The following is a 24891-nucleotide window of genomic DNA, read 5'->3' on the forward strand; positions in this document are numbered from 1 at the left end:
CTGCCAAAACCTCTATTCTATCATGCAGCTGCGCAGCGACCAGTAGCGTAATGTGATGTCGGACGCACCTTCGAAGCGTACCTGGGCCGGATGGTCAGGAAAATAGCGGCTGCTCATGACGCCTTCACCGTGATTGATGAAAATTTCGACGCTGGAACGGTCACACAGCACGCGTAAATGATGAACAGTGCCCTGCCAGTAGCGGGTCAGCGTGTCTGCGGTTTTCAGACTGGCGCGTTCCAGACGGATCCCCGCATCATCCACAATCAGTCGCAACGCGCCGGCAAAATCCACGTTCACGCACGAGGCGCTCAGTTCGAACTCAAGACGCGCTCCCGCCAGCACCGGGGCATCGCTGGCGCGTCCCTGCCAGTGGTGTTCATCCTCGCGCAGCGTTTCCAGCTCACGGACCGGGGTCTGCCAGAGCTTACCGTCGCGGTAGCGCAGCTCGCGAGGACAGGTCATCTGGTGGATCCAGCCGTGCGCCCGCGTAGGCTGGAGCATCTCTTCGCCGTCCGGCACGCCCATCCAGCCGATGAGGATGCGGCGGCCATCTTCTGCCACCGTGGTTTGCGGCGCGTAAAATTCGAATCCGGCGTCAAGCTCATGCAGCTCGCCGTGCGTAAATGCAGGGGTTTGATAATCAAATGCCCCGCTCATCCAGACGGCCGGATAGGTGTTGAGATAGCGATGCGGTTCGCGCGCCAGCCCCTGCGGGCAGCAGATCAAGACGTGTGTGCCATCAAGCTCAAACAGATCCGGGCACTCCCACATATAGCCCGCGTCCGTGAGTCCGTTGACGCCGTGACCGGCGATTTCGCCGCAGGACGCCCAGGTGTGTAAATCGGCTGACGTAAACAGCAGCACCTTGCCGCGCTTAAGCCGATCCTGCGCCCCGAGCACCATGTACCACAGCCCGTCATGGCGCCACACTTTCGGATCGCGGACGTGCCCGGTATACCCGTCCGGCAGAGGCAACACCGGTCCCAGTTTGGCAAACGTGCCGTCGTCATTTTGCACCGCCAGACACTGCCAGGCGGTGCGGCCGCCATCGTCAAACTTAACGTTGCCGGTATAGCACAGGGTCAGCACGCCGTTGTTATCCACGGCGCTGCCGGAGTAACAGCCATTGCGGTCATACTCTTCGTCAGGCATCAGCGCCATTGGCTCGTGCTGCCAGTGCACCAGATCTGCTGAGCTCCAGTGCCCCCAGCACTTGTAGCGATGATCGCAGCCCAGCGGGTTCCACTGATAAAACAGATGGTAGCGCCCGGCAAACCAGATAAACCCGTTCGGATCGTTCATCAGCCCTGTCACCGGCGCGGGATGCCACTGCGGATAGTGGCTGTCCGCCAGCGCACGCGGCTGGCCTTGCATCACGGCCTGCAACACGGCATGCCAGCGGGAAGATAAGGTCATTATTCAGAGTCCGTTTTATATTTCAGCAGCAGAGAGACGGTGAACGCCACGCCAAAGGCAATCACCATGCCGATAATATAGTTGAGCAGCGAGCTGGCCTGGACAATCGCCATGCCGGGAAGCGCCGTCAGGCCAACGGCGGTCATGTAGACATGCACCGACACCACCCAGGCACCGCCCGCCGCACCACCGATCAGCGCCGCGATAAACGGCTTCACAAAACGCAGGTTGATGCCAAAAATTGCCGCTTCGGTGATGCCCAGCATCGCGGAAAACGCCGACGGTAAGGTAATGGCTTTGATTCTGGCATCGCGGGTTTTGAACCACACCGCCAGACACGCCCCGCCCTGCGCCACGTTCGCCATCGCCCAGATCGGCAGCAGGAAGTTAACGCCAATCGACGGATTACCCAGCAGCCCGGCTTCAATGGCGTGGAAGCTGTGGTGAATGCCGGTAATGACAATCACCGAATAGAGCCCACCAAACAACAGCCCGGCCAGCCAGCCCGCGTGGGCAATCAGGGTGCTAAGAATGAAGGAGATCCCGTCGCCCAACGCGCGTCCCGCCGGGCCAATAATCAACAGCGCGATAAAGCCGGAGATAATGACGGTCAGGAACGGCGTCAGGATCAGATCTAACGCATCCGGTATTGCCCGGCGCAGCTGTTTTTCCACAATGCTCATAAACCACACCGCCAGCAGTACCGGGAATACGGTTCCCTGATAGCCAATCATGGCGATTTCAAGACCGAAGAAGTTCATGGTGTGGAAGCCGGACGCTACGCCCCAGGCGTTGGTCAGCGCCGGATGAGTCAGGATGCCGCCGAGCGTTGCCCCCAGATACGGGTTGCCGCCAAACTCCCGCGCGGCGGTGAAGCCAATCAGGATCGGCAGAATAATAAACGCCGCCGAGCTGCACATATCCAGCATGATATAGAGCGCGTTATCCGGATTAACCCAGCCGTAGGTTTTAACCATCCCCAGCAGGCCCATCAGCAGACCCGAGGCCACGATCGCCGGGATAATCGGCACGAAGATGTTGGAGAGCAGACGCGCGATACGCTGGAACGGGTTCAGCTTGCGGGCCGCAATATCCGCCGCTTCCGATTTACTGGACTCGCTAATTCCTGCCGCCTGAATAAACGCGGCGTAAACCTTATTCACCACCCCGGTGCCGAAGATCACCTGCATCTGCCCGGCGTTGCGAAAACAGCCTTTCACGCCTTCAACCTTGCCGATAGCCTGCTGGTCGGCAAGCGCATCATCGACCAGCACCAGACGAAGGCGCGTGGCGCAGTGTGCCGCGCTGGCAATGTTCTCTTTGCCACCGAGCAGCGGAATAAGCTCGCGCGCAATATGATTAAAATCCATAGATACCTCTTCCTGACCTCTTTTTATGGTGTTCGAAACGCCCCCGCGATGCGGGAGCGTGAAGGGTTAAAACCAGGTTTCCATCTGCACCCCAAAGTTCCATTCCCCGCCCGCGTTAAAGCCGCTGCTGCCAAAGGCGTCATCGCTGGCGTAGTTATCCAGCTTGCTGCTCCAGTCCATCCAGGTGGCGAACAGGCGCAGCTCCGGACGGCTGAAGAAATCGCCAATCTTGCCCGCCTTTAACGTCGGGGCGAAGGTCAGCTTGTAGAAGCTACCGTTAACCGCATTGCGATCCTTGTAGCCTTCCGGGCTTAAATCCATGTACTGATAGCTGCCCTCGAACGCGAGGGCGAAATTCTGGGTCACCTCTTTGATCAGACGCGTGTTGAACGTGATCCACTCATAGCTGTCGCCCTTCACGTAGCGGTCCTTACTGCTTTGCGCCAGCACGGCGGGCGCAATGTGCCAGCCACCGCCCAGAGGCGTGACACCGTAACTAGCAAAACGCCAGGTATCGGCTTCTGACAGCAGCGCGCCGTCTGAACCAATGCTTTTCACCTCGGCGCCCAGACCGTGGCCGTAAAGGAGCGCCGTTTTGGCGGAACCTTCCCGCAGGCCGTAGAAGCTCTCGTTATGCAGACCAACCAGCGCATGTACTCCGTTATTGGCCGCGTCGGTTTTAATCGGATCGCCGTTGCTGTCCTTACGGTCGTCGTTATCTTTTGCTCGTAAGCCGCTGACCATCATCTGCACCGGCCCGGCGAAGTGATTCATGCTGAGGATGTAGTTCTGAACGTTGTTGTCGATCTCCTCTTCGCTGCCGAAGTTACGGCCATAAAGGGAGAAGTTACTGCGCAGCGTATCGTTCCACTTCACGTCGTAGACGCCGCCACCGGTCCCGGCGAGAAATACCACGTCGGAATCCAGCCAGTGAATGTCGAAGTTGTCGCGGTCAAAACGCTTACCCGCCCAGAAGGTGCTGCCCTTCAGCGCGCCGGTAAAGTCCGGCAAATTGCCCAGCTCGGCAAAGGCCTGACGAATGTTCAGGTCGCTGCTGTCTGCCGACCAGTCGTTATAGGTTTTCTGACCGTCGGCCAGCATCGCCTTAAAGCGCGTCGTCGCGCCATTCTCCAGCGTCTGTTTGTGCTCAACATTCAGCTCAACGTAGGTATCCGCTTCGTTCCCCAGACGCCCGATGGCCCCGCCCGTTTCCCCGGCGGGCGTCAGATAAGGGCCGCTTTTGCTGCTGGAGGCCGCGTCGTTCATCAGCAGGCCGGAACGGGCGTAACCGTGAAATTCAAAACCGCCTGTCCGGTCGGCTTTTTCTTCCAGCACCGTGGTGCGTTGCGCCACCGCCTGTGTGGAGGTTTGCGCTTCCTGCTGCGCAGCCACCAGCTGCTGCGTTTTCTGTTCCGCTGCCGTGGCGCGCTTTTCAGCAACCTGCGCGCGAGTTTCCGCCTCCTGCAAACGCTGCTCCAGCGCCGCCAGGCGCGCTTCGATACGGGTCATATCCGTCTGGGCAAAAACAGAGGTACTGCCGGCCAGCATGCCTATCATCACGGCAAGTCTGCGTTTTTTATACATTTTGTCGCATCCCTAATAACTATCGGTGAAAGTGCTAAATTGCTAAACCGGTTTAGGCTGGTGATACTAAACCGTTGAATTTTAGATCGGCAATGTTTTTTGCTAAACCGTTTTAGTAAGTGTGATCGAGGCGACAATTCAGGCCGCCGAATGGTGGCCTGGAGAGGTGAATTACAGTTCGTGATGATAAGGCAGCGCGGTCATTGCCCCTTTTGCGGTTGTCGCCAGCGCCCCACAGCGCTGCGCTAACGTGATGACCTCTGAGAGACGGGCCTGGCCATAACGTGCCAGACCGAACAGTAGCCCTGCGACGAAAGCATCCCCCGCGCCAGTGGTATCAATGCATTCCACGGGTGATGCAGCATAGTGTGTCAACGCGCCTTCCTGCCAGGCGGTGACGCCCTCTTTTCCCTGCGTTACCAGCACCAGCCTGGCCGGACAAGTGCGCATCAGCGCCGCCAGCCCCTCATGGACCTGCGCATTTCCGGTTAAGAACGCCAGCTCTTCCACCGAGATTTTCACCACATCTGCACAGGCTAATGCCCGCTCAAGACACTGACGCAGCTCGACTTCATCGTGCCAGAGATCGGCGCGAATATTGGGGTCAAAGCTGACGAATCCCCCCGCCTGTCTGATCGCGGCCATCGCCTGAAACGTCGCGGAACGGCTGGGTTCGGCGCTGAGCGCGATAGAGCAGACGTGCAGCCACTCCCCGGCGCGGAATGACGGGAGGTCGGCGGCGTCGAGGAACAAGTCAGCGCTCGGGCGAACCATAAAGGTAAAGGAACGTTCACCGTCGTTATCGAGATCCACCACCACCGTGGAGGTGCGATGCTGCGGGTCCAGCCGCAGCCATTCTGTATTAACCTGCTCATCCGCAAGCGTTTTTTGCATAAAATGCCCGAAGGGGTCGTCGCCCACCCGGCCTATAAAGGCGCTTCTGCCGCCCAGACGCGCTACCCCTACCGCGACGTTGGCCGGTGCGCCGCCAGGACATTGCAGCAGTTTGCCCTCTCCGTCGGGCAACAGATCCACCACTGCATCGCCAAGTACCCAGATCGTCTCCATATCACCTTCTTAGCTAAATCATGTTAAACCGGTTTAGCTATTTAAGCACAGGCAGGGTGTCGGGGAAATATGGCGAGGGAAAATTTGCTTAACCCACCCGATGGGGCCAGTGGATATCACCCACGCCATTGAGCTGCGGGCGGGCGAACAAAAAGCCCTGGAAGCGGCGAATACCGGCGTATTCAAGCCAGCACCACTCTTCTATCTTCTCAATGCCTTCTGCGACCAGCGTAATCTCCAGATCGGTGCAGCAGCTGATTATCGACTTCACAATCGCCTGCTTGGGCCCGCTCAGGTGGATATCGCTGACGATCTCTCTGTCGATTTTGAGTTTATCCGGCTGGAACCGCGTGAGCAGCGAAAGACCAGCATAGCCGGAACCAAAATCATCTATCGCCAGCCCAACCCCTTCCGCCCGCAGCTGTTTAATCGCGCTGTTAAACTGGTTGAAGCCTGAAATCATCTCGTTCTCAGTGACTTCAATGATCACCTGCTCCGGCTGTAGATTGTGCTTTTTGATCTGCGTTACCAGGAACTCTACCGCGCCCGGCACGTTAACCAGCGACATTGGCAGCAGGTTCACCGCCAGTTTGTGGCTGCCGATGCCGAGCTTTTGCGCCAGCGCAAAGGTCCAGGCTTTGGTTTGCAGGTCGACTTCGTAAATCAGTTCACGATCGAGACTACGGAAGAAATGCTCCGGGCTGCCGCCGTCGTTTCCGCGTATAAGCGCTTCGAGAGAACTGATCTTGCCTTCGGACGGCTCGACAATGGGTTGCAGCGCAAACTGGCAGGGCTGTCCCGCCAGCAGACCTAACCCTTTACCAAACGGCGCGCGCTCTCGCGAAAGCGTCCATTTATCGGGCTCATAGTCCGAAGCGGGTGGGATAGCGGTTTTACCGGTGATAAAGGTCTGAATGAATTTGAAGACCCGATCCTCAGAAGTCAGATAACTTTCCAGCTTGCTGTAATGCAGAACCGACGCCAGAACCGCTTTCGGGGTCTGAACGTCCAGGTCAAACAGCAGCATTCCCACGTCTTCGAAACGTCTGCGCGGGCCGTAATCGCGCATCAGCTCCACTACGCCGGTATGCCGGTCATCAGCACGGATGGAGTTAAAAAGCGCGACGACGCGCTGTTCCGTGCCTTCGAGAATTTGCAGAACGTCACGTCCACGGGAGAGAAGAATGCCTGAGATGCCCTGCTCCGTGTTACGGATCCTGGCCTGTTCAACCAGCGCGCTTAACGCTGCAGAGGTGCAGGTTAAGCTCAGCTGGCTTCGATAAATGAGAGTTGTCAGCACAGAAACGGGGTCCGGTATGGGGTATACGCCTGAACGGTACTGTTTAACACAGTTCCCCGGTGTGACCTAATCTATTCCACGTTGGGCTTAATTATCACCGATACGGCTGTCGATCCGCGTCTGCATATAGTCGTAGAACGGATTCGACGTCACGCGCATCAGCGCATCTTTGCCGACGCTCAGAACCGATGTTTCTCCCCACAGGGCTATCGTCCCGAGGCTGATACCGTAGCGGTTTTTCACCGCAGGATGGCGGCCATAAAGATCGTCATCCTGCGGGAACGGAATGGCAACATGTGACAGGGAATAAACCTCCTGCGGATACGCGACCGACAGCGGCATCACCGTTTCCCGGGTGCTGCCCGCTGGCGTTTTCTTTGCCACCATATCAAACCTGTCGGAGCTGGCATTGGTCACAATTGTGACACTGTAACGTCTTTTTGCCTCCGGCAGCAGGTCAGCCACCGCCGTCCAGGATGATGGCCTGAACAGTGGACGGAAACTCCCGGCCTGGTTGATATCAAAAACCACCAGTTCGCTGCCGTTTGCCGGAAGCTGGTCAAACAGCCCGCTGACCACGGCGCGGGTACTGACCGTTGAATCCATGACCGACTGGAATGCAAGTATCGGCGGAAGCTGCGCCAGTTTGTGATCATGAACACCGCGATTTATCTGCTCATGCAGCGCCTGGGTAAGCAGCCAGGACTGACGTGCCGCATTCACCGGGAACGAATTGTATTTATAAGGATTATATTCTGGCGAAATGTTGAGCCACGCGGCTTTGGCAAACGCCGGTAACATAGCCGGTAGCCCGGCGAATCCGGCAAAGCGCGCAAACGCCGTGACGCCAATCATCGGTGAGAGCAAAACGATCTGCTCAGGTTGACGCAGTGCAGGCGCATCAAGGGCGTCGAGGGCATATTTCATCGCCAGCGCCCCGCCGTTGGAGTAGCCCACCAGATGCAGGGGGAGATCGTTCCCCGTCAGGCGTGTCGCTTCACGAACCGCGAGGCGCGTTGCCGCCAGCCACGCCTCCCAGTCAACGTCTGTCAGCGCGCCCGGTGCCGTGCCGTGTCCGGGCAAACGAGGCACTACGGCCACAAAGCCGTGCTGTTGATAATTCTCTGCCAGATGCCTGACGCTGTAGGGCGAATCCGTCAGACCGTGCAGCAATACCACCCCCCCGCGCGGCTTTCCGGCAGGCATCAGCACGAACGACCGGTTTGCATCCGGGGAAAAGTGTCCTGGCCACACCAGGCTCTGGCGGTAATAACGGTTCAGCGGCGTGCGCTCTGCGGGGGTGACTTTCGCCGTCACCTCAGCGTCGAGAGCGGTGAAGATGGCGTTTTCCCGCGCGACATACGCTGCGAAGGTCGCGTTATCCATCTCCTGCACGGACATTTCATCAGCCCGCCAGGTGTGCCAGTGATGCAGGGCTGGCCCCTGCTGCGAAAGATAAACCCGCACCGAAAGCAGAACGAGCACAATGATCCCGATGACCATCGCTATTTTTTTTGCGAGAGCCATCAGGCGCACGCTGACCCGCCAGGGCAAATTCGCCATGTAAGGCTCCCTCTTTTTTCCCAGAGCTTTCATCTTACCAAAAAATGTGAAGAGGCTGACGTATTCACCAAATAGATACCCTTCAGCCTGCACACTGCACCAAAAGTGAACTACGCTGCACAAATGTTGATCACCTGTTAAACAAATATTGCATTAACTTTGCTGCACAGCGCGTTTTCGCCGCAATGTGAACATGGCACGCGTCCTGCATTGTTAATCCGGTAACAGAAACCCGGCCTTTGACAGCCAGTTAACAGCGAGGCGGTATGACGACCAAACCTGAGGTGTTGAGCCGTATCGAAGCGACCTTTAGCCAGCTCACCCCAAGCGAAAAGCGGGTGGCAAGCTGGATGCTGGCGCACGTCGGGCAGATCCCCTTTGAAACGGCAGAGAGCGTGGCGCTGGCCACGGCCACCAGCGGGATCACCGTCGGACGCTTTCTGCGCAAGCTGGGCTACCGCAACCTGGACGACGCCAAAAAAAGCCTGCGCGATCCCCACCAGCCCTGGGGCATTAACGAGCGTCTCGACTCCTGGAAGCAGCAACAGCCGCTGTCGGATCGCCTTCAGCACTCCCTGTCGCTGGAGGTGGACGCCATTGCCCATGTCTACCAGCTGGCGCAAAGCGAAACGTTCAGGCAGGTGGTCCAGCAACTTACCCATGCCGACGCCGTTTTCGTGCTGGGGATCCAGTCCACGCGCGGGATCGCCAATGCGTTCTTCAGCCATCTGGAGTATCTGCGCCCGCGGGTGAGCTATTCAGAAGGGCTCTCCGGTAGCTGGGTGGAGTCGCTTAACTCCGGCTTTGCGAACCCGTATATCGTGCTGACGGATACCCGCGCCTACTCCGCCATTGCCCGCCAGTACTGCCGCGTGGCGAGCGAAAAAGACCTGGCGATGGCGCTGATCACCGATATCTGGTGCCCGTGGGCGCGGGATTACCCGATTGATTTACTCCAGGTGAAGACCGATACCGGCCATTTCTGGGATTCGCTGGCGCCGGTGAGCTGTCTGTTCAACCTGCTGCTGTCGGGCGTTGTGGAGGCGCTGGGGGATGCGCTGCCGGAACGTCTGGCAATCAACCGACAACTACAACAAGAGTTTGGTCAATTTGAACGCTAAAGGAGCGGAGCTATGCCTGAAGAGAGTCAACTGATTGATGTGGCGAAAACCTTTCCCACGCTGCATATCGATCTGAAATACGCGACCGCCGATAACATCACTGGCCGCCCGATCTACCAGCACGCCGCGTGCCTGTTGCATACGGATGCCGCCACCGCGCTGGCGAAAGCGATCGGCATCGCCGCGCTGGCCGGTCTGAAGCTGGTGGTTTACGACGCCTACCGCCCCCAGCAGGCGCAGTCGCAACTCTGGGATGCCTGCCCCAATCCGGAATACGTGGTGGATGTCGCAATTGGCTCTAACCACAGCCGGGGCACCGCCATTGACGTCACGCTGATGGATGAACACGACAACGTGCTGGATATGGGCGCCGGGTTTGACGAAATGCACGACCGTTCTCATTCCTGGCACCCTTCCGTTCCGCCTGAGGCGCAGCGAAATCGTCTGCTCCTGAACGCCGTTATGTACGGCGGCGGTTTTGTAGGCATCAGCAGCGAATGGTGGCATTTCGAACTGCCGAATGCCGCCAGCTACCCGCTGTTAGATGACCAGTTCGCCTGTTATCCGACCACACACTCACTGTAATTCTGGAGCCCCGCCATGAAAACAACGCTGCTTACAACCCTGATTGCCGCTACGCTCACCCTGAGCGCCCCTCTCGCGCTGGCGGCGGTGCCAAAAGATATGCTGGTGATTGGGAAAGCTGCCGATCCGCAAACGCTGGATCCGGCGGTCACTATCGATAACAACGACTGGACGGTGACCTACCCCTCGTACCAGCGTCTGGTGAAATACAAGCCTGGCACCACGGAGGTGGAAGGCGATCTGTCGACGGGCTGGAAGGCGTCTGACGACCAGAAAGAGTGGACGTTCACCCTGGCAGATAATGCAAAATTCTCCGACGGCACGCCGGTGACCGCCGAAGCGGTCAAGCTGTCGTTTGAACGTCTGCTGAAAATTAACCAGGGACCTTCCGAAGCGTTCCCGAAAGATTTGAAAGTGGACGCGGTGGATGAGCATACGGTGAAATTCACCCTCAGCCAGCCGTTCGCCCCGTTCCTCTACACGCTGGCCAATGACGGCGCGTCGATCGTCAACCCGGCGGTGCTGAAAGCCAATGCCGCCGACGACGCACGCGGTTTCCTGGCGCAAAACACCGCGGGTTCCGGACCGTTTATGCTGAAAAGCTGGCGGAAAGGTCAGCAGCTGGTGATGGTGCCCAACCCACACTGGCCGGGTGAAAAGCCGCACTTCAAGCGCGTCTCGGTCAAGATTATCGGTGAAAGCGCCTCGCGTCGCCTGCAACTTTCCCGTGGCGATCTGGATATCGCCGACGCCCTGCCGGTGGATCAGCTTGCCGCTCTGAAGCAGGAAGGCAAAGTGGCCGTGGCGGAATACCCGTCCCTGCGGGTGACCTACCTCTATCTGAACAACAGTAAGCCTCCGATGAATCAGGTGGATTTGCGCCGCGCGGTCTCCTGGGCGACCGATTATCAGGGGATGGTGAAAGGCATTCTCAGCGGGAACGGCAAGCAGATGCGCGGCCCGATCCCGGAGGGCATGTGGGGCTTTGATGCGAACGCCATGCAGTACAGCTTTGACGAGGCCAAAGCCAAAGCGGCGCTGGAAAAAGTCAACGATAAACCCGCCAGCCTGACGTTCCTCTACTCCGATAACGACCCGAACTGGGAGCCTATCGCCCTCTCCACGCAGGCGAGCCTGGGCAAGCTGGGGATTAACGTCAAGCTCGAGAAACTGGCGAACGCCACCATGCGCGACCGCGTCGGCAAAGGTGATTATGACATTGCGATTGGTAACTGGAGCCCGGACTTCGCTGACCCGTACATGTTCATGAACTACTGGTTCGAATCGGACAAAAAAGGGCTGCCGGGTAACCGCTCATTCTATGAGAACAAAGAGGTCGATGCGCTGTTGCAGGCGGCACTGAAAACCACCGATCAGGCGGAGCGCACCAAAGATTACCAGCAGGCGCAGAAAGTGGTGATTGACGAGGCGGCTTACGTTTATCTGTTCCAGAAGAACTATCAGCTGGCGATGAACAAAGAGGTCAAAGGCTTCACCTTTAATCCGATGCTTGAGCAGGTCTTTAACATCGCCACCATGAGTAAGTAACGGCCCACGCCGGGGGGAAGTGTATGACGTTCTGGAGCATTGTGCGCCAGCGCTGCTGGGGGTTAATCCTGGTGGTGGCCGGTGTCTGTATTATTACTTTTATTATTTCACACCTGATCCCCGGCGATCCGGCCCGCCTGCTGGCCGGTGACCGCGCCAGCGATGAAATCGTGCAGGGCATCCGCCAGCAGCTGGGGCTGGATCAACCGCTCTATATTCAGTTTGGCCGCTATGTAGAGGCGCTGGCGCATGGCGATCTGGGCACATCCATTCGCACCGGTCGCCCCGTTGCGGAAGATTTGAAAGCCTTTTTCCCCGCCACGCTGGAACTGGCCTTCTGCTCTTTACTGCTGGCCCTGGTGATTGGCGTGCCGCTGGGCATTTTATCGGCGGTGTACCGTAACCGCTGGCTGGATCACCTGGTGCGACTGATGGCGATGACCGGCATCTCGACGCCTGCCTTCTGGCTGGGACTGGGAGTTATCGTTCTGTTCTACGGGCAACTGCAAATTCTGCCCGGCGGCGGCAGGCTGGACGACTGGCTCGATCCGCCCGCCCACGTTACCGGTTTTTATCTGCTGGACGCTCTGCTGGAAGGCAACGGCGAGGTGTTTTTCAACGCCCTACAGCACCTGATTCTCCCCTCCCTGACCCTGGCCTTTGTGCATCTGGGTATTGTGGCGCGTCAGGTACGTTCCGCGATGCTGGAGCAACTGAGCGAGGATTATATTCGTACCGCCCGCGCGAGCGGGTTGCCGGGGTGGTACATCGTGCTGCGCTACGCCTTACCCAACGCCATGATCCCCTCCATTACCGTGCTCGGGCTGGCGCTGGGCGATCTGCTGTACGGGGCAGTCCTTACCGAAACCGTGTTTGCCTGGCCGGGAATGGGAGCCTGGGTGGTGACCTCCATTCAGGCGCTGGACTTCCCTGCCGTCATGGGCTTCGCGGTCGTGGTATCGCTGGCCTATGTCTTCGTCAATCTGGTGGTGGATCTGCTGTATCTGTGGATCGACCCGCGAATCGGGCGCGGAGGTGCCGAATGATGTTAACTCAGGAAACGCCCGTCCCTGTCAGCACCGCTAAACAGCGCATTAACTGGGCAAAGCTATTCTGGATGTTACGCAAAAGCCCGCTCACGCTGATCGGCGGGGTGATTATGATCGTGATGCTGCTGCTGATGGTGGTCTCGCCGTGGATAGTCCCGCACGATCCGAACGCGCTGGATCTGACCGCGCGATTGCAGGCGCCTTCAGCCCAGCACTGGTTTGGCACCGATGAGATGGGCCGGGATCTGTTCAGCCGCGTGCTGGTGGGCAGCCAGCAGTCCATCACGGCGGGGCTGGCGGTGGTGGTGATTGCGGGCGGCATCGGTTCTCTGCTCGGCTGTTTGTCCGGCGTACTCGGCGGACGCGGCGACGCCATCATTATGCGTATCATGGACATTATGCTCTCCATCCCCTCGCTGGTGTTGACGATGGCGCTGGCCGCCGCGCTCGGCCCAAGCCTGTTTAACGCGATGCTGGCGATTGCGATTGTACGCATTCCGTTTTACGTGCGGCTGGCACGCGGGCAAACGCTGTTGGTGCGCCAGTTCACCTACGTGCAGGCCGCCCGCACCTTTGGCGCATCGCGCTGGCACCTGATCAGCTGGCATATCCTGCGTAACGCCCTTCCGCCGCTGATCGTACAGGCGTCGCTGGATATCGGCAGCGCCATTCTGATGGCCGCCACGCTGGGCTTTATTGGATTAGGCGCGCAGCAGCCGACCGCCGAATGGGGCGCGATGGTGGCCGTGGGGCGTAACTACGTGCTTGACCAGTGGTGGTACTGCGCGTTTCCGGGGGCGGCAATTCTGATCACGGCGGTTGGGTTTAATCTGTTTGGCGATGGTCTTCGCGACCTGCTGGATCCCAAATCAGGAGGGAAGCAGTCATGAGTGATTCCGTATTATCGATTGAAGATTTGCATCTGAGCTTCCCCATTTTTCGCGGTGACGTCCACGCGCTCAACCACGTCTCGCTGGAGATTGGCCGGGGTGAAATTGTCGGCGTGGTGGGCGAATCCGGCTCGGGAAAATCGGTCACCGCGATGCTGGCGATGCGCCTGCTGCCGGAAGGCAGTTACCATGTTCACCATGGCCGGGTCACCCTGCTCGGGGAAGATGTCCTGAACGCGTCGGAAAAACAGCTTCGTCAGTGGCGCGGCGCCAGGGTGGCGATGATTTTTCAGGAGCCGATGACGGCGCTTAACCCTACGCGCCGGATTGGCAGACAAATGGTGGAGGTGATCCGCCAGCATCAGTCGCTTTCCCGCCGCGACGCGCAGCAGAAGGCGATCGCCCTGCTGGGCGAGATGCAAATCCCGGATGCGGCACAGGTGATGGATCGCTATCCGTTTGAGCTTTCCGGCGGCATGCGCCAGCGGGTGATGATCGCCCTTGCCTTCTCCTGCGAGCCGGAGCTGATCATTGCCGATGAGCCGACCACCGCGCTGGACGTGACCGTTCAGCGTCAGGTGCTGCGGCTACTGAAACACAAAGCGCGCGCCAGCGGGACGTCGGTGCTGTTTATCAGTCACGATATGGCGGTGGTGTCGCAGCTTTGTGACCGGATGTACGTTATGTACGCGGGCAGCGTGATCGAAAGCGGCAGCACGCAGACTTTGATCCACCATCCTGTACACCCCTATTCGATTGGCCTGCTGCGGTGTGCCCCGGAAAATGGTGAACCGCGCGAGATCCTCCCGGCCATTCCCGGCACGGTACCTAACCTCAGCCACCTCCCGCGCGGATGTGCCTTTCGCGAACGCTGTTTTGCTGCCGGGGCGAAATGCAGCGAAACGCCGCGCTTAATTTCCACGGGCGCAGAAGGCCAACAGGCTGCCTGCTGGTACCCACAACAGGAGAGACGCCATGTCTGAGGTACTGCTGGAACTGGATAGCGTGCATGTGAATTTTCCTGCGCGCAAAAACTGGCTGGGGCGCGTGACGGAGCAGGTACACGCCCTCAACGGCATGGATCTCCGGATCCATCGCGGCGAAACGCTGGGCGTTGTGGGGGAATCCGGCTGTGGAAAGAGCACGCTGGCGCAACTGCTGATGGGCATGCTCAAACCGAGTACAGGTGCCTGTCAGCGCGCAAATGCGGCAGGCGGTATGCAGATGGTATTTCAGGACCCGCTCTCGTCCCTCGATCCGCGTTTACCCGTCTGGCGCATCATCACCGAGCCGGTGTGGATACAGCAACGCCGCAGCGAACGGGAGCGTCGTCAGCTGGCTGAGACGCTGGCGCAGCAGGTGGGCATTCGAGCAGAATATCTTGACCGCCTGCCGCATGCGTTTTCGGGCGGACAGCGCCAGCGCATCGCTATCGCCCGGGCGCTCTCTTCAGATCCGGACATCATCGTGCTGGATGAACCCACCAGCGCGCTGGATATTTCTGTCCAGGCGCAGATCCTCAATTTGCTGGTTGCCCTGCAACAGCAGCGAAATCTGACCTACGTACTGATCTCGCACAACGTCTCGGTGGTCCGGCACATGAGCGACCGGGTGGCAGTGATGTATCTGGGGCAGATCGTGGAGCTGGGTCCGGCGGACCAGGTGCTGAGTCAGCCGCGGCATCCGTATACGCAGCTGCTGCTTGACTCCGTTCCCCGTACCGGAGAACCGCTGGACGAAGATCTGGCATTACGCAAAACCGATCTTCCCGGTAATCGCCACCTGCCCGTTGGCTGCTACTTCCGCGACCGCTGCCCGCTGGCGATGCAGGGATGTGAACGGCCGCAGCCGCTTCAGCCCGCAGCCGAAGGCCGAAGCGTACGCTGCTGGCGTAACCGCTAGATTTGCGCCATCCCGCCATCGACAAACAGCTCCGTGGCGTTAATAAAGCTGGCGGCATCGGACGCCAGAAACGCCACGGCTTTCCCGACTTCGCCCGGCGCGCCCAGGCGACCCAGCGGTACCTGGGCCGCCAGCGCATCGTATAATCCCTGACGCTGTTCTTCGGGAACCAGATCGCCAAGACCGGGCGTTTTCACGGGGCCAGGGCTGACGACGTTGACGCGTATCCCGCGGCCCTGTAAGTCCAGCGCCCAGGAGCGGGCAAAGTTACGCACGGCGGCTTTACTGGCGCTGTAGACGCTAAAATTCGCCGTCCCCTTAATCGAAACCGTCGATCCGGTGAGGATAATGGATGAACCAGATGAGAGCAGCGGCAGCGCTTTCTGGACGGTGAACAGCACGCCGCGCACGTTGGTGGCAAAAATCCGGTCAAACTGCTCTTCGGTGATAGCGCCCAGCGGCAGCATGTCGCCGCCCCCGGCGTTGGCGAACAGAATATCGAGTCGTCCTTCTTCTTTAGCAATCTGCGCGTAAACCGCATCCAGATCGGCCATTCTGGAGACGTCCGCGCGGATAGCTACCGCCGCGGCGCCAATGTCTGCCCGGGCAGCATCCAGTTCGGCCTGACGACGTCCGGTGATATAGACCTTCGCTCCCTGCGCCGCCAGCTCCTGTGCCGTTGCGAGACCAATACCGGTGCTGCCACCGGTCACCAGAGCGATTTTTCCTGCAAGCGTTGTATTCATACTCATAACCTTTTGTTGTGATGTAAAAGAGGAGCGTTTGCCCGCGTCAGGCAGACTTTAGACCTTGCGGGATTAGCGATAAACGGGCAAAAATGAAAATGAATTTTCACAGCAGGAAATAATCAGAGGAGATCTATGTGGATCAGCTAATGGCAATGCGTGCCTTTACGCGGGTGGTTGAATCCGGAAGCTTTACCCGAGCGGCAGACTCCCTGAACATGCCGATAGCCACGCTGAGCAAGCTGGTAAAATCACTTGAAGCGCACCTGGAAACACGGCTGCTGCATCGCACGACGCGCCGGGTGGTCACGACGGCAGAAGGCATGGAATACTACGAGAAAGCGCTACGGGTATTAATTGATATAGAGGACATTGATACCGCCTTTCGCGCATCGTGCTGCACGCCCAAAGGCCATTTGCGTATTGACGTGGGGGGCTCAACCGCCCGGGACGTGCTGATCCCCCTGCTGCCGGATTTTTTTCAGCGCTACCCGGATCTGCGCATTAACCTGGGGGTAGCCGATCGTCCGGTAGATTTAATCAGCGGAAACGTGGACTGCGTGATCCGCGGCGGCCCGCTGGATGACTCTTCGCTTATCGCGCGGCATATCGGTGATGCCGGGATGATCGCCTGCGCGGCGCCGGGCTATCTTAAAGCTCACGGCATCCCTGCCTATCCGCAGGAGCTGCGCAACGGCCATAAGCTGATTAGCTACCTTTCCCCGGTTACCGGACGCGCATTTCCGTTCCGCTTCCTTGACCGGGGTGAGCCCCTGGAGATCAGCGTTCCGCACCACCTTGGGGTCAATGAAAGCAACGCACATCTGGCCGCGGCGCTGGCGGGTTTAGGGATTATTCAGACGTTTGGCTATGCTGCGAGAGCGCATCTGGAAACGGGCGCGCTGGTAGAGATCCTGAGCGACTGGCGTCCTAAGGCGTATCCTTTTCACGTGGTCTATCCCCAGAGTCGGCATTTAACGCATCGCCTGAGAGTGTTTATTGCGTGGCTTGCCGAGGTTTTCCCTGCGGCAGTGAAAGGTTAGCCGGGCATTTGCCCGGCCTGATATCAGTTCAGTTTGTAATCCAGCGTGATTTCGGCTTTCAACAGCTGCGATACCGGACAACCCGCCTTCGCTTTCTGAATAATGCCGTCGAACTGCTGCGGATCGATACCCGGTACCGTCACCTTGCTTTGTAGCGCCACTTTGCTGATGGCAAAACCGCTGTCGGTTTTATCCAGCGAGACATCCGCCGTGGTATCGATGGAATCGGCAGTATAACCCGCTTCGCCCAGCATTAGAGACAGGGCCATAGAGAAACAGGCCGCGTGCGCTGCGCCAATCAGCTCTTCCGGGTTAGTCCCTTTTTCGCCCTCGAAGCGGGTGTTAAAGCCGTAAGGTTGCTGGTTAAGGACGCCACTCTCTGTTGAGACCATCCCTTTGCCGCGTTTGATGTCGCCAGACCAGTGTGCTGAACCGTGCTTATGAATCGTCATTCTTGCTCTCCTTTTGGCTTACAAAGGGATAAGTATAGGACGCATAATCCATTTTGCAGGGAAGACAGACTAGTCCGAGCGCGTGGCAAGGTGGTTTGCAAGTGCATCCAGGAACACACGCTGCGCCGCAGGCTGATAGTCTCGCGACTGATAAATACCAAAAATACCGATCGGTTTTGGCGTAAAGGCGCCGAGCACCGGCACCAGGCTGCCCTGCCGTAGCGCCGCGTCGGCCTCGCGCTCGGGCAGCATGGCAATACCACAGTGGTTTATCGCCGCCTCCATCAGCAATGACGAGATACTGGCGCTGAGATTGCCGCTGACCGCCGTCGTGACCGACTCCCCTTCTGGCGTCAAAAAACGCCACGACTGACCGGCAAAAAAGCTGTAATGCAGGCAGTTGTGCCGGGATAAATCCTCCAGCTGCACTGGAACGCCCCGACTGGCAAGGTAGTGCGGCGAGGCGCAAAGTACGGACCGACACTCTCCCAGTCGGCGGGCGATCATGCCCGGTTCAGGGTTATCGGTGATGCGGATCGCCACGTCAATTCGCTCGCCCACCAGACTTACCGGATGATTGTTAACATCCAGCTCAATGCGCAGCTGAGGGTAACGCTGCAACAGATCGGGCAGCACCGGAACGATAATATGCATCGCCGTAAAGTGCGCGCAGGCGACACGAAGCGTGCCTGAGGGTAAATCCTTCACTGACTGATCTTCAATTTCCTGAGAAATTTGCGAGAGCGTGCGGGTCTTTTGCAGGACCTTCTCCCCCGCCGCCGTCAGCGTCAGCTTGCGGGTGGAGCGGTTCACCAGCCGCGCCCCGGCCCACTTCTCCATCTGCTCCAGATAACGGCTCACCATCGGACGGGAGATCCCCAGCGCCCGCGCCGCCGCGCTTAAACTCCCCAGCTCACAGATGCGGTTGTACACCTGGGCGGCAATAACGCGATCCATTTTGACCTCCATTTGCTCGATTTATGAAACTAAGCATCTCCTGTTTCAGGAATTCTGGCAAATGAAGAGATCCGTACAATAGAGACTTTCCTGAAGAACAGAGACATGACCATGACTATCGCCCGCCTTGCTTTGCTGACAACCCTTTTCACTCCGGCCGTCTTTGCCGCGCCGTTGACCGTTGATACGTACAACCCGCAGGAAAAAGGCATTTTTGCCGTTTCTTCCACGCTGGTGTCTGGCCCGAAAGAGGCGGTACTGTTTGACGCCCAGTTCAGCGTGAAAGATGGCGAAGCGCTGGTGGAAAAAATTCGCCACAGCGGTAAAACGCTGAACAAAATCGTGATCACCTCCGGCGATCCGGATTTCTATTTCGGCCTGCAACCGCTGGTGAAAGCCTTCCCTAATGCCAAAGTTGTCGCCACGCAACAGGTGGTGGACCATATCAGGGCCACAAAAGACGCGAAGCTCGCCTTCTGGGGGCCACAGATGAAAGACGGCGCGCCGACGCAGCTCTACGTGCCGCAGGTGCTTGCCTCAACCACCTTTATGATTGATGGTGAAAGAGTGAATATTGAAGAGCCTGAGAGCTATGCGGCGTACGTCTGGATCCCATCCGCAAAAACCATCCTCGGCGGCACGGGCGTCTCGTGGGGTATTCACGTCTGGACGGCGGATACCCAAACGCCGGAAAGCCGCAAACAGTGGCAGCAGACGCTGGATAGCATGGCAGCCCTTAAGCCCGAACACGTTATTCCGGGCCACTACCTTGGGACACCGCCAGCGGGTACCGGCGCTATCGACTTTACCCGTCGCTATCTACATCAGTTTGAACAGGCCCTCATGACACATAAAGCGTCAACCGGCGTCATTAGCACGATGAAAAAACAGTGGCCGAATCTGGCGGAAGCCAGTTCGCTGGAATTGAGTGCCAAAGTGAATACCGGCGAAATGAAGTGGTAATATCCTGATTATCTCCTGCTATATTTAAATTTTTTATAGCAGGAGTTTACTATGCCATCGTCAGTAAGGGGCATCGACCATATCGGTATTACGGTGCCCGACATTGAAAAAGCCACCCTATTTTTTGAACGCGCTTTCGGCGCACAGGTTTTATATCATTCTGTCGATGCGGAAACCGATAATATTGATCAGGCCGCCCAGCAGCACACCTTAAAATTATTTCCCGGCACAAAAATTCACGCCATTCGCATGCTTGTTATGCCCCATGGACCCGGCATTGAACTTTTCGAAATGCATGGCCCTGAACAGGGAATGCCCGCCCGCGCCAGCGACTTTGGCCTCCAGCATTTTGCTGTTTATGTTGATGATTTTGATAAGGCGATAGCCGCTTTCACCGCTGCCGGCGGGGAGATGTTTACCGCGCCAAAGCCGCTCACGTTTCCGGATGAGCAAGGTGAAGGGAATGCTTTCTGCTATGGACAGACTCCCTGGGGCAGTATTGTGGAATTGATCTCCTGGCCGACGCCCATGCCTTATGAAAAAACGACAAATTTACGCCGCTGGAAACCCTGAATTTTATTTGTGTGCCAGGAGAGATGATATTTTTATTTCCAGGACGAATCTGAACCACAACGACGAAAATATTTGCCAATCTGAATGTGAATTACGATTTTGCACGCCGTAACATTAAACAGACAACGACACGGAGGCAGCATGTTTACTTATTACCCGGCACATACCACAGCAGCACAACCCGAACTCGTTAACGCGATTGCGCAGGGTCTTCAGGCAGAGCACGGTGTTGTTACCGAAGATGACATTTTGATGGAACTGACCAAGTGGGTGGAAGCCACAGACAATGACATCCTCAGTGACATCTACCAGCAAACCATCAACTATGTGGTCAGCGGGCAAAATGCACCTTTGTAAAAACCTGCTAAGCTGGATCAGCAACCTAAGGGGTTACATTTCGTTTGCGTGAGCAAACTTGTCCTTAAAACTATCAACGGGATTGAGGAGTTAAAATGAAATCGAACCGTCAGGCACGCCACATTCTGGGACTGAACTACAAGCTCTCTAACAAGCGTAAAGTGGTTATTGAGGAGGGTAGCGAAACGCAGGTTACCCACGCTACCGGCAGAAAACGCCCTTCCGGCAAGTAAGTTCCGGCACGATATTCACAACACCATCGGTAATCCCGATGGTGTTTTTGTTTATGTGTTGCGGTAATTAATATTCAGCTCCTTTATAATACCAACCGACCGCACCCCGTAGCACAGGCCAGAAAGATGACAAACAGCAGTGTCAGGGACGGATCTTCTTAAAAAGAGTGAGTGACATGGACAACAAACTGAAAAAACATCGTTCCCTTTATATTCCTTACGCCGGTCCGGTTTTACTGGAGTTTCCCCTTCTGAACAAAGGCAGCGCCTTTAGCATGGAAGAGCGCAGCAGCTTTAACCTGCTGGGCCTGCTGCCTGAAGTGGTTGAAACCATTGAAGAACAGGCGGAACGCGCCTGGATCCAGTATCAGGGTTTTAAAACCGAAATCGATAAGCACATCTACCTGCGTAATATCCAGGACACCAACGAAACCCTCTTCTACCGCCTGGTGCAGAACCATCTCGAAGAGATGATGCCCGTCATTTACACCCCAACCGTCGGCGCGGCATGTGAACGCTTCTCGGAGATCTACCGTCGTTCCCGCGGCGTGTTCATCTCTTATCAGAACCGTCACAACATGGATGACATTCTGCAAAACGTGCCGAACCACAACATCAAGGTGATCGTGGTAACCGATGGCGAACGTATTCTGGGCCTTGGCGACCAGGGCATTGGCGGGATGGGTATTCCCATCGGTAAGCTCTCGCTGTACACCGCCTGCGGCGGGATCAGCCCGGCCTACACCCTGCCGGTGGTCCTGGACGTGGGGACCAACAACCAGCAACTGCTGAACGATCCGCTGTACATGGGGTGGCGTCACCCGCGCATTACCGACGACGAGTACTATCAGTTTGTGGATGATTTCATCCAGGCCGTGAAGCACCGCTGGCCGGACGTGCTGTTGCAGTTCGAAGACTTCGCACAGAAAAACGCCATGCCGCTGCTGAACCGCTACCGCGATGAGATCTGCTCGTTCAACGATGACATTCAGGGCACTGCGGCAGTGACCGTCGGTACGCTGATTGCTGCGAGCCGTGCGGCAGGCAGCCAGCTCAGCTATCAGAAAATTGTCTTCCTGGGTGCAGGCTCCGCGGGCTGCGGCATCGCCGAGCAAATTATTGCTCAGACCCAGCGCGAAGGCTTAAGCGAAGAGCTCGCCCGCTCCCGCGTCTTTATGGTGGACCGTTTTGGCCTGCTGACCGACGGTATGCCAAACCTGCTCCCGTTCCAGACCAAACTGGTGCAGAAGCGCGAGAACCTGAAAAACTGGGATACGGATAACGAGGTGCTCTCGCTTCTTGACGTGGTGCGCAACGTGAAACCGGATATTCTGATCGGCGTATCCGGGCAGACCGGCCTCTTCACGGAGGAGATCATTCGCGAGATGCATAAGCACTGCGAACGCCCTATCGTGATGCCGCTATCGAACCCGACCTCACGCGTGGAGGCGACGCCGCAGGATATCATCGCCTGGACCGAAGGCAATGCGCTGGTCGCGACCGGCAGTCCGTTCGATCCGGTGGTGTGGAAGGACAAGCTCTACCCCATTGCGCAGTGCAATAACTCCTATATCTTCCCGGGTATTGGTCTGGGAGTGATCGCTTCCGGCGCGTCCCGCATCACCGACGAAATGCTGATGTCCGCGAGCGAAACGCTGGCAGGTCACTCACCACTGGTGAATAACGGTGAAGGCCTGGTACTGCCGGAGCTGAAAGACATTCATAAAGTGTCCCGCGCAATTGCCTTCGCGGTAGGCAAAATGGCGCAGCAGCAAGGCGTCGCGGTGAAAACCTCTGCCGATGCGTTGCAGCAGGCGATTAATGATAATTTCTGGATGCCGGAATACCGTAGCTATCGTCGTACTTCGATTTAAGCATCGCCCCTCACCCAGCCCTCTCCCCAAAGGGGAGAGGGTAAAACCGCACCGGACAGTCCCCTCGCCCCTTTGGGGAGAGGGTTAGGGTGAGGGGAATATACGGCACTTCCCACTAGCCAAACCCATTTTCCCCCGCTACACTCCCTTCATCCATTAACCTACTGAATATATAAGGAGGCCAATTATGCTGTACTGTGAAATTTTCAATGTTTCACATACATTTGGTGATCGCACCAGCTCAAGCGTTATCGGTATCGTGCTGCGATAACTTCCGCTTGAGCGAAGACACTAACCCCTGAAATCCCTTCTCTCGGGCTTACTGAGTTATCGTCAGCGATGTTTGACGAGGCATAAACATGCCTGTAACTCCTGGGTAAGCAACAATGAGCACTCTACTCACTGCACATTCTTTACGTGTTGATACCGCGTTTGGCACGCTCTTCGACTCTCTCTCCTTTACGTTGAAAAAAGGCGACCGCATTGGCCTGCTGGGTGATAACGGCTGCGGAAAAAGTACGCTGCTGAAAATCCTCGACGGGACGCAGTCCCCTGCTGCCGGAACCGTTTCACTGGCGGGACATTGCCTGCTGGCGCGCGTGGAACAACATCTGCCGGAGACCCTTTATCCCCTGACCATGCTGGATGCGGTGCTGGCGCAGCTGCCGACCGGTGAGCGCGACAGTCTTCGCTGGAAGGCCGAGACGCTGCTGGCCGGAATGGGCTTTACGACGCAGGAAACGGCGCTGCAATCCGCCACGCTGAGCGGCGGTCAGCATACGCGGTTGCTGCTGGCGCGGGCGTTGATAAGCGATCCGGATCTGCTGCTTCTGGACGAACCGAGCAACCACCTCGACCTGCCGACACTGCTGTGGCTGGAGCAGTTTTTACAGAGCTGGTCCGGCAGCTTTGTGCTGGTTTCACACGACAGGCAACTGCTGGACGCGGTAACCAACGGCAGCTGGATCCTGCGCGATAAAACATTGCACTACTTCGCCCTTCCCTGCACTGCCGCCCGTCAGTCGCTGAAGGCGAAAGACGAAAGCGATGCGCTGCGGCATAAGGCAGAGCAAAAAGAGATCGACCGCGTCACGGCCAGCGCCAAACGCCTCGCGACCTGGGGCAAGGTCTACGACAACGAAGATCTCTCCCGCAAGGCTAAGCAGATGGAAAAACAGGTCGAACGGCTTAAAGAAAACCAGACGGAACTGACGGCGGGAAGCCCGTGGACCTTAACCCTGCGCGGGGACGCGCTTCGGGCCGACCGCCTGCTGGAAATAACCGACCTCGGCGTCCCCCCGGCGCCGGGTCTGCCAGACCTGTTTACCCTCGTCAGCGCGCGGCTGAAGAGCGGCGATCGCGTGGCAATTGTGGGTCGTAACGGCTGCGGAAAATCGTCGCTGCTGAAGCTTATCTGGCGACATTTTTGCGACGAGATCTCGGACGAGCGGCTTAAGCGTCATCCGCGCGTCTCACCCGGCTACTACGACCAGACGCTGCATCAGTTGCCAGACGATACGGCGCTGCTGGATGCGCTGGAACCTTTCGCGCCAGATCCGCAAACCCGTAAAATGGCGCTCATCAGTGCCGGCTTCTCGTGGGCGCGGCACGGGCAAAAAGTCAGTACGCTCAGCGGCGGGGAACGTTCGCGCCTGCTGTTCGTCGGCCTGACCCTTGCCCGTTATAGCCTGCTGATCCTGGATGAACCGACCAACCACCTGGATATGGAGGGCAAAGAGGCGCTGGCGGAAACGCTGCAACAGTTTGAAGGCGGAGTGCTGCTGGTGAGCCACGATCGTCAGTTAATTAGCCAGTGCTGTAACCGCTTCTGGCTGATTGAGGACGGCAGGCTGAGCGAATGGCACGATGCGGAGGCGGTCTTTGAGCGCCTGCGTGAGGACGCCGGTCCGGTTGTACCTGAGGCATCGAACGCCGCATTGAAGGCACCCTCTTCAGCGTCAGACGATCTGCTCGAACGCCTTGTCGCCCTGGAAACGTTGCTGGAAGAAGATTTGGCGCGTAAGCCCAAACATCAAAAACCGCAGTTGCAGGCGCAATGGCGAAAAGAGATTGAGGAGATAGAAGCCCAACTGTAAGTCTGTACCCGGCGGTCATTACGCCGGGTCTTTTTTACGTCAGTGTTTTTCCCTACTGATTATTAGAGGATCGCCGTATTCTTAATCTGAAACTGAGCTAAATGATGACATTATGTTGCGGTTGCCTTGCATTACAGCGTCAAAGTATTAATCCTTAATGGGTATTACACCTGCTATGCAGATACTCATCATGAAAGG

23 protein-coding genes are annotated in these 24891 nt (G+C 57.6%); 14 read left to right on the plus strand and 9 right to left on the minus strand.

Features of this window, described 5'->3' with window-relative positions; genetic code table 11:
* Window positions 1-12: 12 nt before the first annotated feature.
* From RY075_RS11775 to RY075_RS11800, 6 genes are all read right to left on the minus strand, one after another.
* Window positions 13-1419: a sucrose-6-phosphate hydrolase gene (locus RY075_RS11775; RefSeq protein ID WP_232967741.1), complete on the minus strand. Its 1407-nt coding sequence runs from the start codon at window positions 1417-1419 to the stop codon at window positions 13-15.
* Window positions 1419-2789 carry a sucrose-specific PTS transporter subunit IIBC gene (locus RY075_RS11780; protein ID WP_213812073.1) on the minus strand — a complete coding sequence of 457 codons (1371 nt, stop codon included), beginning with the start codon at window positions 2787-2789 and terminating at the stop codon, window positions 1419-1421. Before RY075_RS11780 ends, RY075_RS11775 begins: the two co-directional genes overlap by 1 nt.
* 66 nt (window positions 2790-2855) lie before the next feature.
* A complete protein-coding gene (locus tag RY075_RS11785; protein WP_045349988.1) occupies window positions 2856-4373 on the minus strand; it encodes a carbohydrate porin in 1518 nt (505 codons plus the stop codon).
* Between the two features lie 171 nt (window positions 4374-4544).
* A complete protein-coding gene (locus RY075_RS11790; protein WP_032609241.1) occupies window positions 4545-5441 on the minus strand; it encodes an aminoimidazole riboside kinase in 897 nt (298 codons plus the stop codon).
* An 88-nt stretch (window positions 5442-5529) separates the two neighbouring features.
* On the minus strand, window positions 5530-6741 hold the full coding sequence (locus tag RY075_RS11795) for a diguanylate phosphodiesterase (protein ID WP_003857082.1): 1212 nt from the start codon (window positions 6739-6741) through the stop codon (window positions 5530-5532).
* Window positions 6742-6828: 87 nt separating this feature from the next.
* A complete protein-coding gene (locus tag RY075_RS11800) occupies window positions 6829-8304 on the minus strand; it encodes an alpha/beta hydrolase (RefSeq protein WP_232951848.1) in 1476 nt (491 codons plus the stop codon).
* 266 nt (window positions 8305-8570) lie between these two features.
* Here RY075_RS11800 and RY075_RS11805 point away from each other — a divergent pair, with 266 nt between their 5' ends.
* Genes RY075_RS11805 through RY075_RS11835 form a run of 7 tightly spaced genes read left to right on the plus strand, consistent with a single transcriptional unit; the run spans window position 8571 to window position 15399 of the window.
* Window positions 8571-9425, plus strand: coding sequence for a MurR/RpiR family transcriptional regulator (locus tag RY075_RS11805; RefSeq protein ID WP_045349993.1), 855 nt, complete (start codon window positions 8571-8573; stop codon window positions 9423-9425).
* A gap of 12 nt (window positions 9426-9437) precedes the next feature.
* The gene (ddpX, locus tag RY075_RS11810; protein WP_045349995.1) at window positions 9438-10010 is read left to right on the plus strand and encodes a D-alanyl-D-alanine dipeptidase; all 573 of its coding nucleotides are present in this window, start codon (window positions 9438-9440) and stop codon (window positions 10008-10010) included.
* A gap of 15 nt (window positions 10011-10025) precedes the next feature.
* Window positions 10026-11558 carry an ABC transporter substrate-binding protein gene (locus tag RY075_RS11815; protein WP_022651221.1) on the plus strand — a complete coding sequence of 511 codons (1533 nt, stop codon included), beginning with the start codon at window positions 10026-10028 and terminating at the stop codon, window positions 11556-11558.
* A 23-nt stretch (window positions 11559-11581) separates the two neighbouring features.
* The gene (locus RY075_RS11820) at window positions 11582-12604 is read left to right on the plus strand and encodes an ABC transporter permease (protein WP_003857077.1); all 1023 of its coding nucleotides are present in this window, start codon (window positions 11582-11584) and stop codon (window positions 12602-12604) included.
* The gene (ddpC, locus tag RY075_RS11825) at window positions 12601-13497 is read left to right on the plus strand and encodes a D,D-dipeptide ABC transporter permease (RefSeq protein WP_338627746.1); all 897 of its coding nucleotides are present in this window, start codon (window positions 12601-12603) and stop codon (window positions 13495-13497) included. The genes RY075_RS11820 and ddpC overlap by 4 nt, the downstream gene beginning before the upstream one ends.
* On the plus strand, window positions 13494-14480 hold the full coding sequence (locus tag RY075_RS11830; RefSeq protein WP_022651223.1) for an ABC transporter ATP-binding protein: 987 nt from the start codon (window positions 13494-13496) through the stop codon (window positions 14478-14480). The genes ddpC and RY075_RS11830 overlap by 4 nt, the downstream gene beginning before the upstream one ends.
* Window positions 14473-15399: an ABC transporter ATP-binding protein gene (locus tag RY075_RS11835; protein ID WP_003857074.1), complete on the plus strand. Its 927-nt coding sequence runs from the start codon at window positions 14473-14475 to the stop codon at window positions 15397-15399. Before RY075_RS11830 ends, RY075_RS11835 begins: the two co-directional genes overlap by 8 nt.
* On the opposite strand, the gene RY075_RS11840 is transcribed toward RY075_RS11835, so the two are convergent.
* Window positions 15396-16145: an SDR family oxidoreductase gene (locus RY075_RS11840; protein WP_003857073.1), complete on the minus strand. Its 750-nt coding sequence runs from the start codon at window positions 16143-16145 to the stop codon at window positions 15396-15398. The genes RY075_RS11835 and RY075_RS11840 overlap by 4 nt on opposite strands.
* A gap of 137 nt (window positions 16146-16282) precedes the next feature.
* Here RY075_RS11840 and RY075_RS11845 point away from each other — a divergent pair, with 137 nt between their 5' ends.
* Window positions 16283-17188, plus strand: coding sequence for a LysR family transcriptional regulator (locus RY075_RS11845; protein WP_023324676.1), 906 nt, complete (start codon window positions 16283-16285; stop codon window positions 17186-17188).
* 23 nt (window positions 17189-17211) lie between these two features.
* Here RY075_RS11845 and RY075_RS11850 read toward each other — a convergent pair whose 3' ends face one another.
* Window positions 17212-17640, minus strand: a complete 429-nt coding sequence (locus RY075_RS11850; RefSeq protein WP_232967739.1) for an OsmC family protein — start codon at window positions 17638-17640, stop codon at window positions 17212-17214.
* A 69-nt stretch (window positions 17641-17709) separates the two neighbouring features.
* Window positions 17710-18597 carry a LysR family transcriptional regulator gene (locus tag RY075_RS11855; RefSeq protein ID WP_003857067.1) on the minus strand — a complete coding sequence of 296 codons (888 nt, stop codon included), beginning with the start codon at window positions 18595-18597 and terminating at the stop codon, window positions 17710-17712.
* A gap of 111 nt (window positions 18598-18708) precedes the next feature.
* Here RY075_RS11855 and RY075_RS11860 point away from each other — a divergent pair, with 111 nt between their 5' ends.
* The 6 genes from RY075_RS11860 to RY075_RS11885 all read left to right on the plus strand — a co-directional run bounded on the left by RY075_RS11860 (window position 18709) and on the right by RY075_RS11885 (window position 24693).
* Window positions 18709-19560, plus strand: a complete 852-nt coding sequence (locus RY075_RS11860) for a Vmh family MBL fold metallo-hydrolase (protein ID WP_047055554.1) — start codon at window positions 18709-18711, stop codon at window positions 19558-19560.
* Between the two features lie 51 nt (window positions 19561-19611).
* Window positions 19612-20133, plus strand: a complete 522-nt coding sequence (locus RY075_RS11865; protein ID WP_003857065.1) for a VOC family protein — start codon at window positions 19612-19614, stop codon at window positions 20131-20133.
* A 141-nt stretch (window positions 20134-20274) separates the two neighbouring features.
* On the plus strand, window positions 20275-20490 hold the full coding sequence (bdm, locus tag RY075_RS11870; protein ID WP_003857061.1) for a biofilm-dependent modulation protein: 216 nt from the start codon (window positions 20275-20277) through the stop codon (window positions 20488-20490).
* A 95-nt stretch (window positions 20491-20585) separates the two neighbouring features.
* Window positions 20586-20723 (plus strand): stationary-phase-induced ribosome-associated protein, encoded by a 138-nt coding sequence (gene sra / locus RY075_RS11875; protein ID WP_003857059.1) that lies wholly within the window; start codon window positions 20586-20588, stop codon window positions 20721-20723.
* 176 nt (window positions 20724-20899) lie between these two features.
* A complete protein-coding gene (locus RY075_RS11880) occupies window positions 20900-22597 on the plus strand; it encodes an NAD-dependent malic enzyme (protein ID WP_232967738.1) in 1698 nt (565 codons plus the stop codon).
* 386 nt (window positions 22598-22983) lie between these two features.
* Window positions 22984-24693 (plus strand): ABC-F family ATP-binding cassette domain-containing protein, encoded by a 1710-nt coding sequence (locus RY075_RS11885; RefSeq protein ID WP_003857057.1) that lies wholly within the window; start codon window positions 22984-22986, stop codon window positions 24691-24693.
* Window positions 24694-24891: the final 198 nt, after the last annotated feature.

The sequence above is a fragment of the Enterobacter sp. JJBC genome (assembly GCF_036936505.1).
GTDB lineage: Bacteria > Pseudomonadota > Gammaproteobacteria > Enterobacterales > Enterobacteriaceae > Enterobacter > Enterobacter hormaechei_C.

Excerpts from the sequence above, each read along its gene's own strand:
- ddpX (WP_045349995.1), top strand. The coding sequence starts at position 9,438 with ATGCCTGAAGAGAGTCAACTGATTGATGTGGCGAAAACCTTTCCCACG.
- RY075_RS11860 (WP_047055554.1), top strand. The coding sequence starts at position 18,709 with ATGACTATCGCCCGCCTTGCTTTGCTGACAACCCTTTTCACTCCGGCC.
- RY075_RS11885 (WP_003857057.1), top strand. The coding sequence starts at position 22,984 with ATGAGCACTCTACTCACTGCACATTCTTTACGTGTTGATACCGCGTTT.
- RY075_RS11855 (WP_003857067.1), bottom strand. The coding sequence starts at position 18,597 with ATGGATCGCGTTATTGCCGCCCAGGTGTACAACCGCATCTGTGAGCTG.
- RY075_RS11805 (WP_045349993.1), top strand. The coding sequence starts at position 8,571 with ATGACGACCAAACCTGAGGTGTTGAGCCGTATCGAAGCGACCTTTAGC.
- RY075_RS11830 (WP_022651223.1), top strand. The coding sequence starts at position 13,494 with ATGAGTGATTCCGTATTATCGATTGAAGATTTGCATCTGAGCTTCCCC.
- RY075_RS11835 (WP_003857074.1), top strand. The coding sequence starts at position 14,473 with ATGTCTGAGGTACTGCTGGAACTGGATAGCGTGCATGTGAATTTTCCT.
- ddpC (WP_338627746.1), top strand. The coding sequence starts at position 12,601 with ATGATGTTAACTCAGGAAACGCCCGTCCCTGTCAGCACCGCTAAACAG.
- RY075_RS11785 (WP_045349988.1), bottom strand. The coding sequence starts at position 4,373 with ATGTATAAAAAACGCAGACTTGCCGTGATGATAGGCATGCTGGCCGGC.
- RY075_RS11790 (WP_032609241.1), bottom strand. The coding sequence starts at position 5,441 with ATGGAGACGATCTGGGTACTTGGCGATGCAGTGGTGGATCTGTTGCCC.
- RY075_RS11865 (WP_003857065.1), top strand. The coding sequence starts at position 19,612 with ATGCCATCGTCAGTAAGGGGCATCGACCATATCGGTATTACGGTGCCC.
- sra (WP_003857059.1), top strand. The coding sequence starts at position 20,586 with ATGAAATCGAACCGTCAGGCACGCCACATTCTGGGACTGAACTACAAG.
- RY075_RS11880 (WP_232967738.1), top strand. The coding sequence starts at position 20,900 with ATGGACAACAAACTGAAAAAACATCGTTCCCTTTATATTCCTTACGCC.
- RY075_RS11850 (WP_232967739.1), bottom strand. The coding sequence starts at position 17,640 with ATGACGATTCATAAGCACGGTTCAGCACACTGGTCTGGCGACATCAAA.
- RY075_RS11815 (WP_022651221.1), top strand. The coding sequence starts at position 10,026 with ATGAAAACAACGCTGCTTACAACCCTGATTGCCGCTACGCTCACCCTG.
- RY075_RS11840 (WP_003857073.1), bottom strand. The coding sequence starts at position 16,145 with ATGAATACAACGCTTGCAGGAAAAATCGCTCTGGTGACCGGTGGCAGC.
- RY075_RS11820 (WP_003857077.1), top strand. The coding sequence starts at position 11,582 with ATGACGTTCTGGAGCATTGTGCGCCAGCGCTGCTGGGGGTTAATCCTG.
- bdm (WP_003857061.1), top strand. The coding sequence starts at position 20,275 with ATGTTTACTTATTACCCGGCACATACCACAGCAGCACAACCCGAACTC.
- RY075_RS11775 (WP_232967741.1), bottom strand. The coding sequence starts at position 1,419 with ATGACCTTATCTTCCCGCTGGCATGCCGTGTTGCAGGCCGTGATGCAA.
- RY075_RS11780 (WP_213812073.1), bottom strand. The coding sequence starts at position 2,789 with ATGGATTTTAATCATATTGCGCGCGAGCTTATTCCGCTGCTCGGTGGC.
- RY075_RS11800 (WP_232951848.1), bottom strand. The coding sequence starts at position 8,304 with ATGGCGAATTTGCCCTGGCGGGTCAGCGTGCGCCTGATGGCTCTCGCA.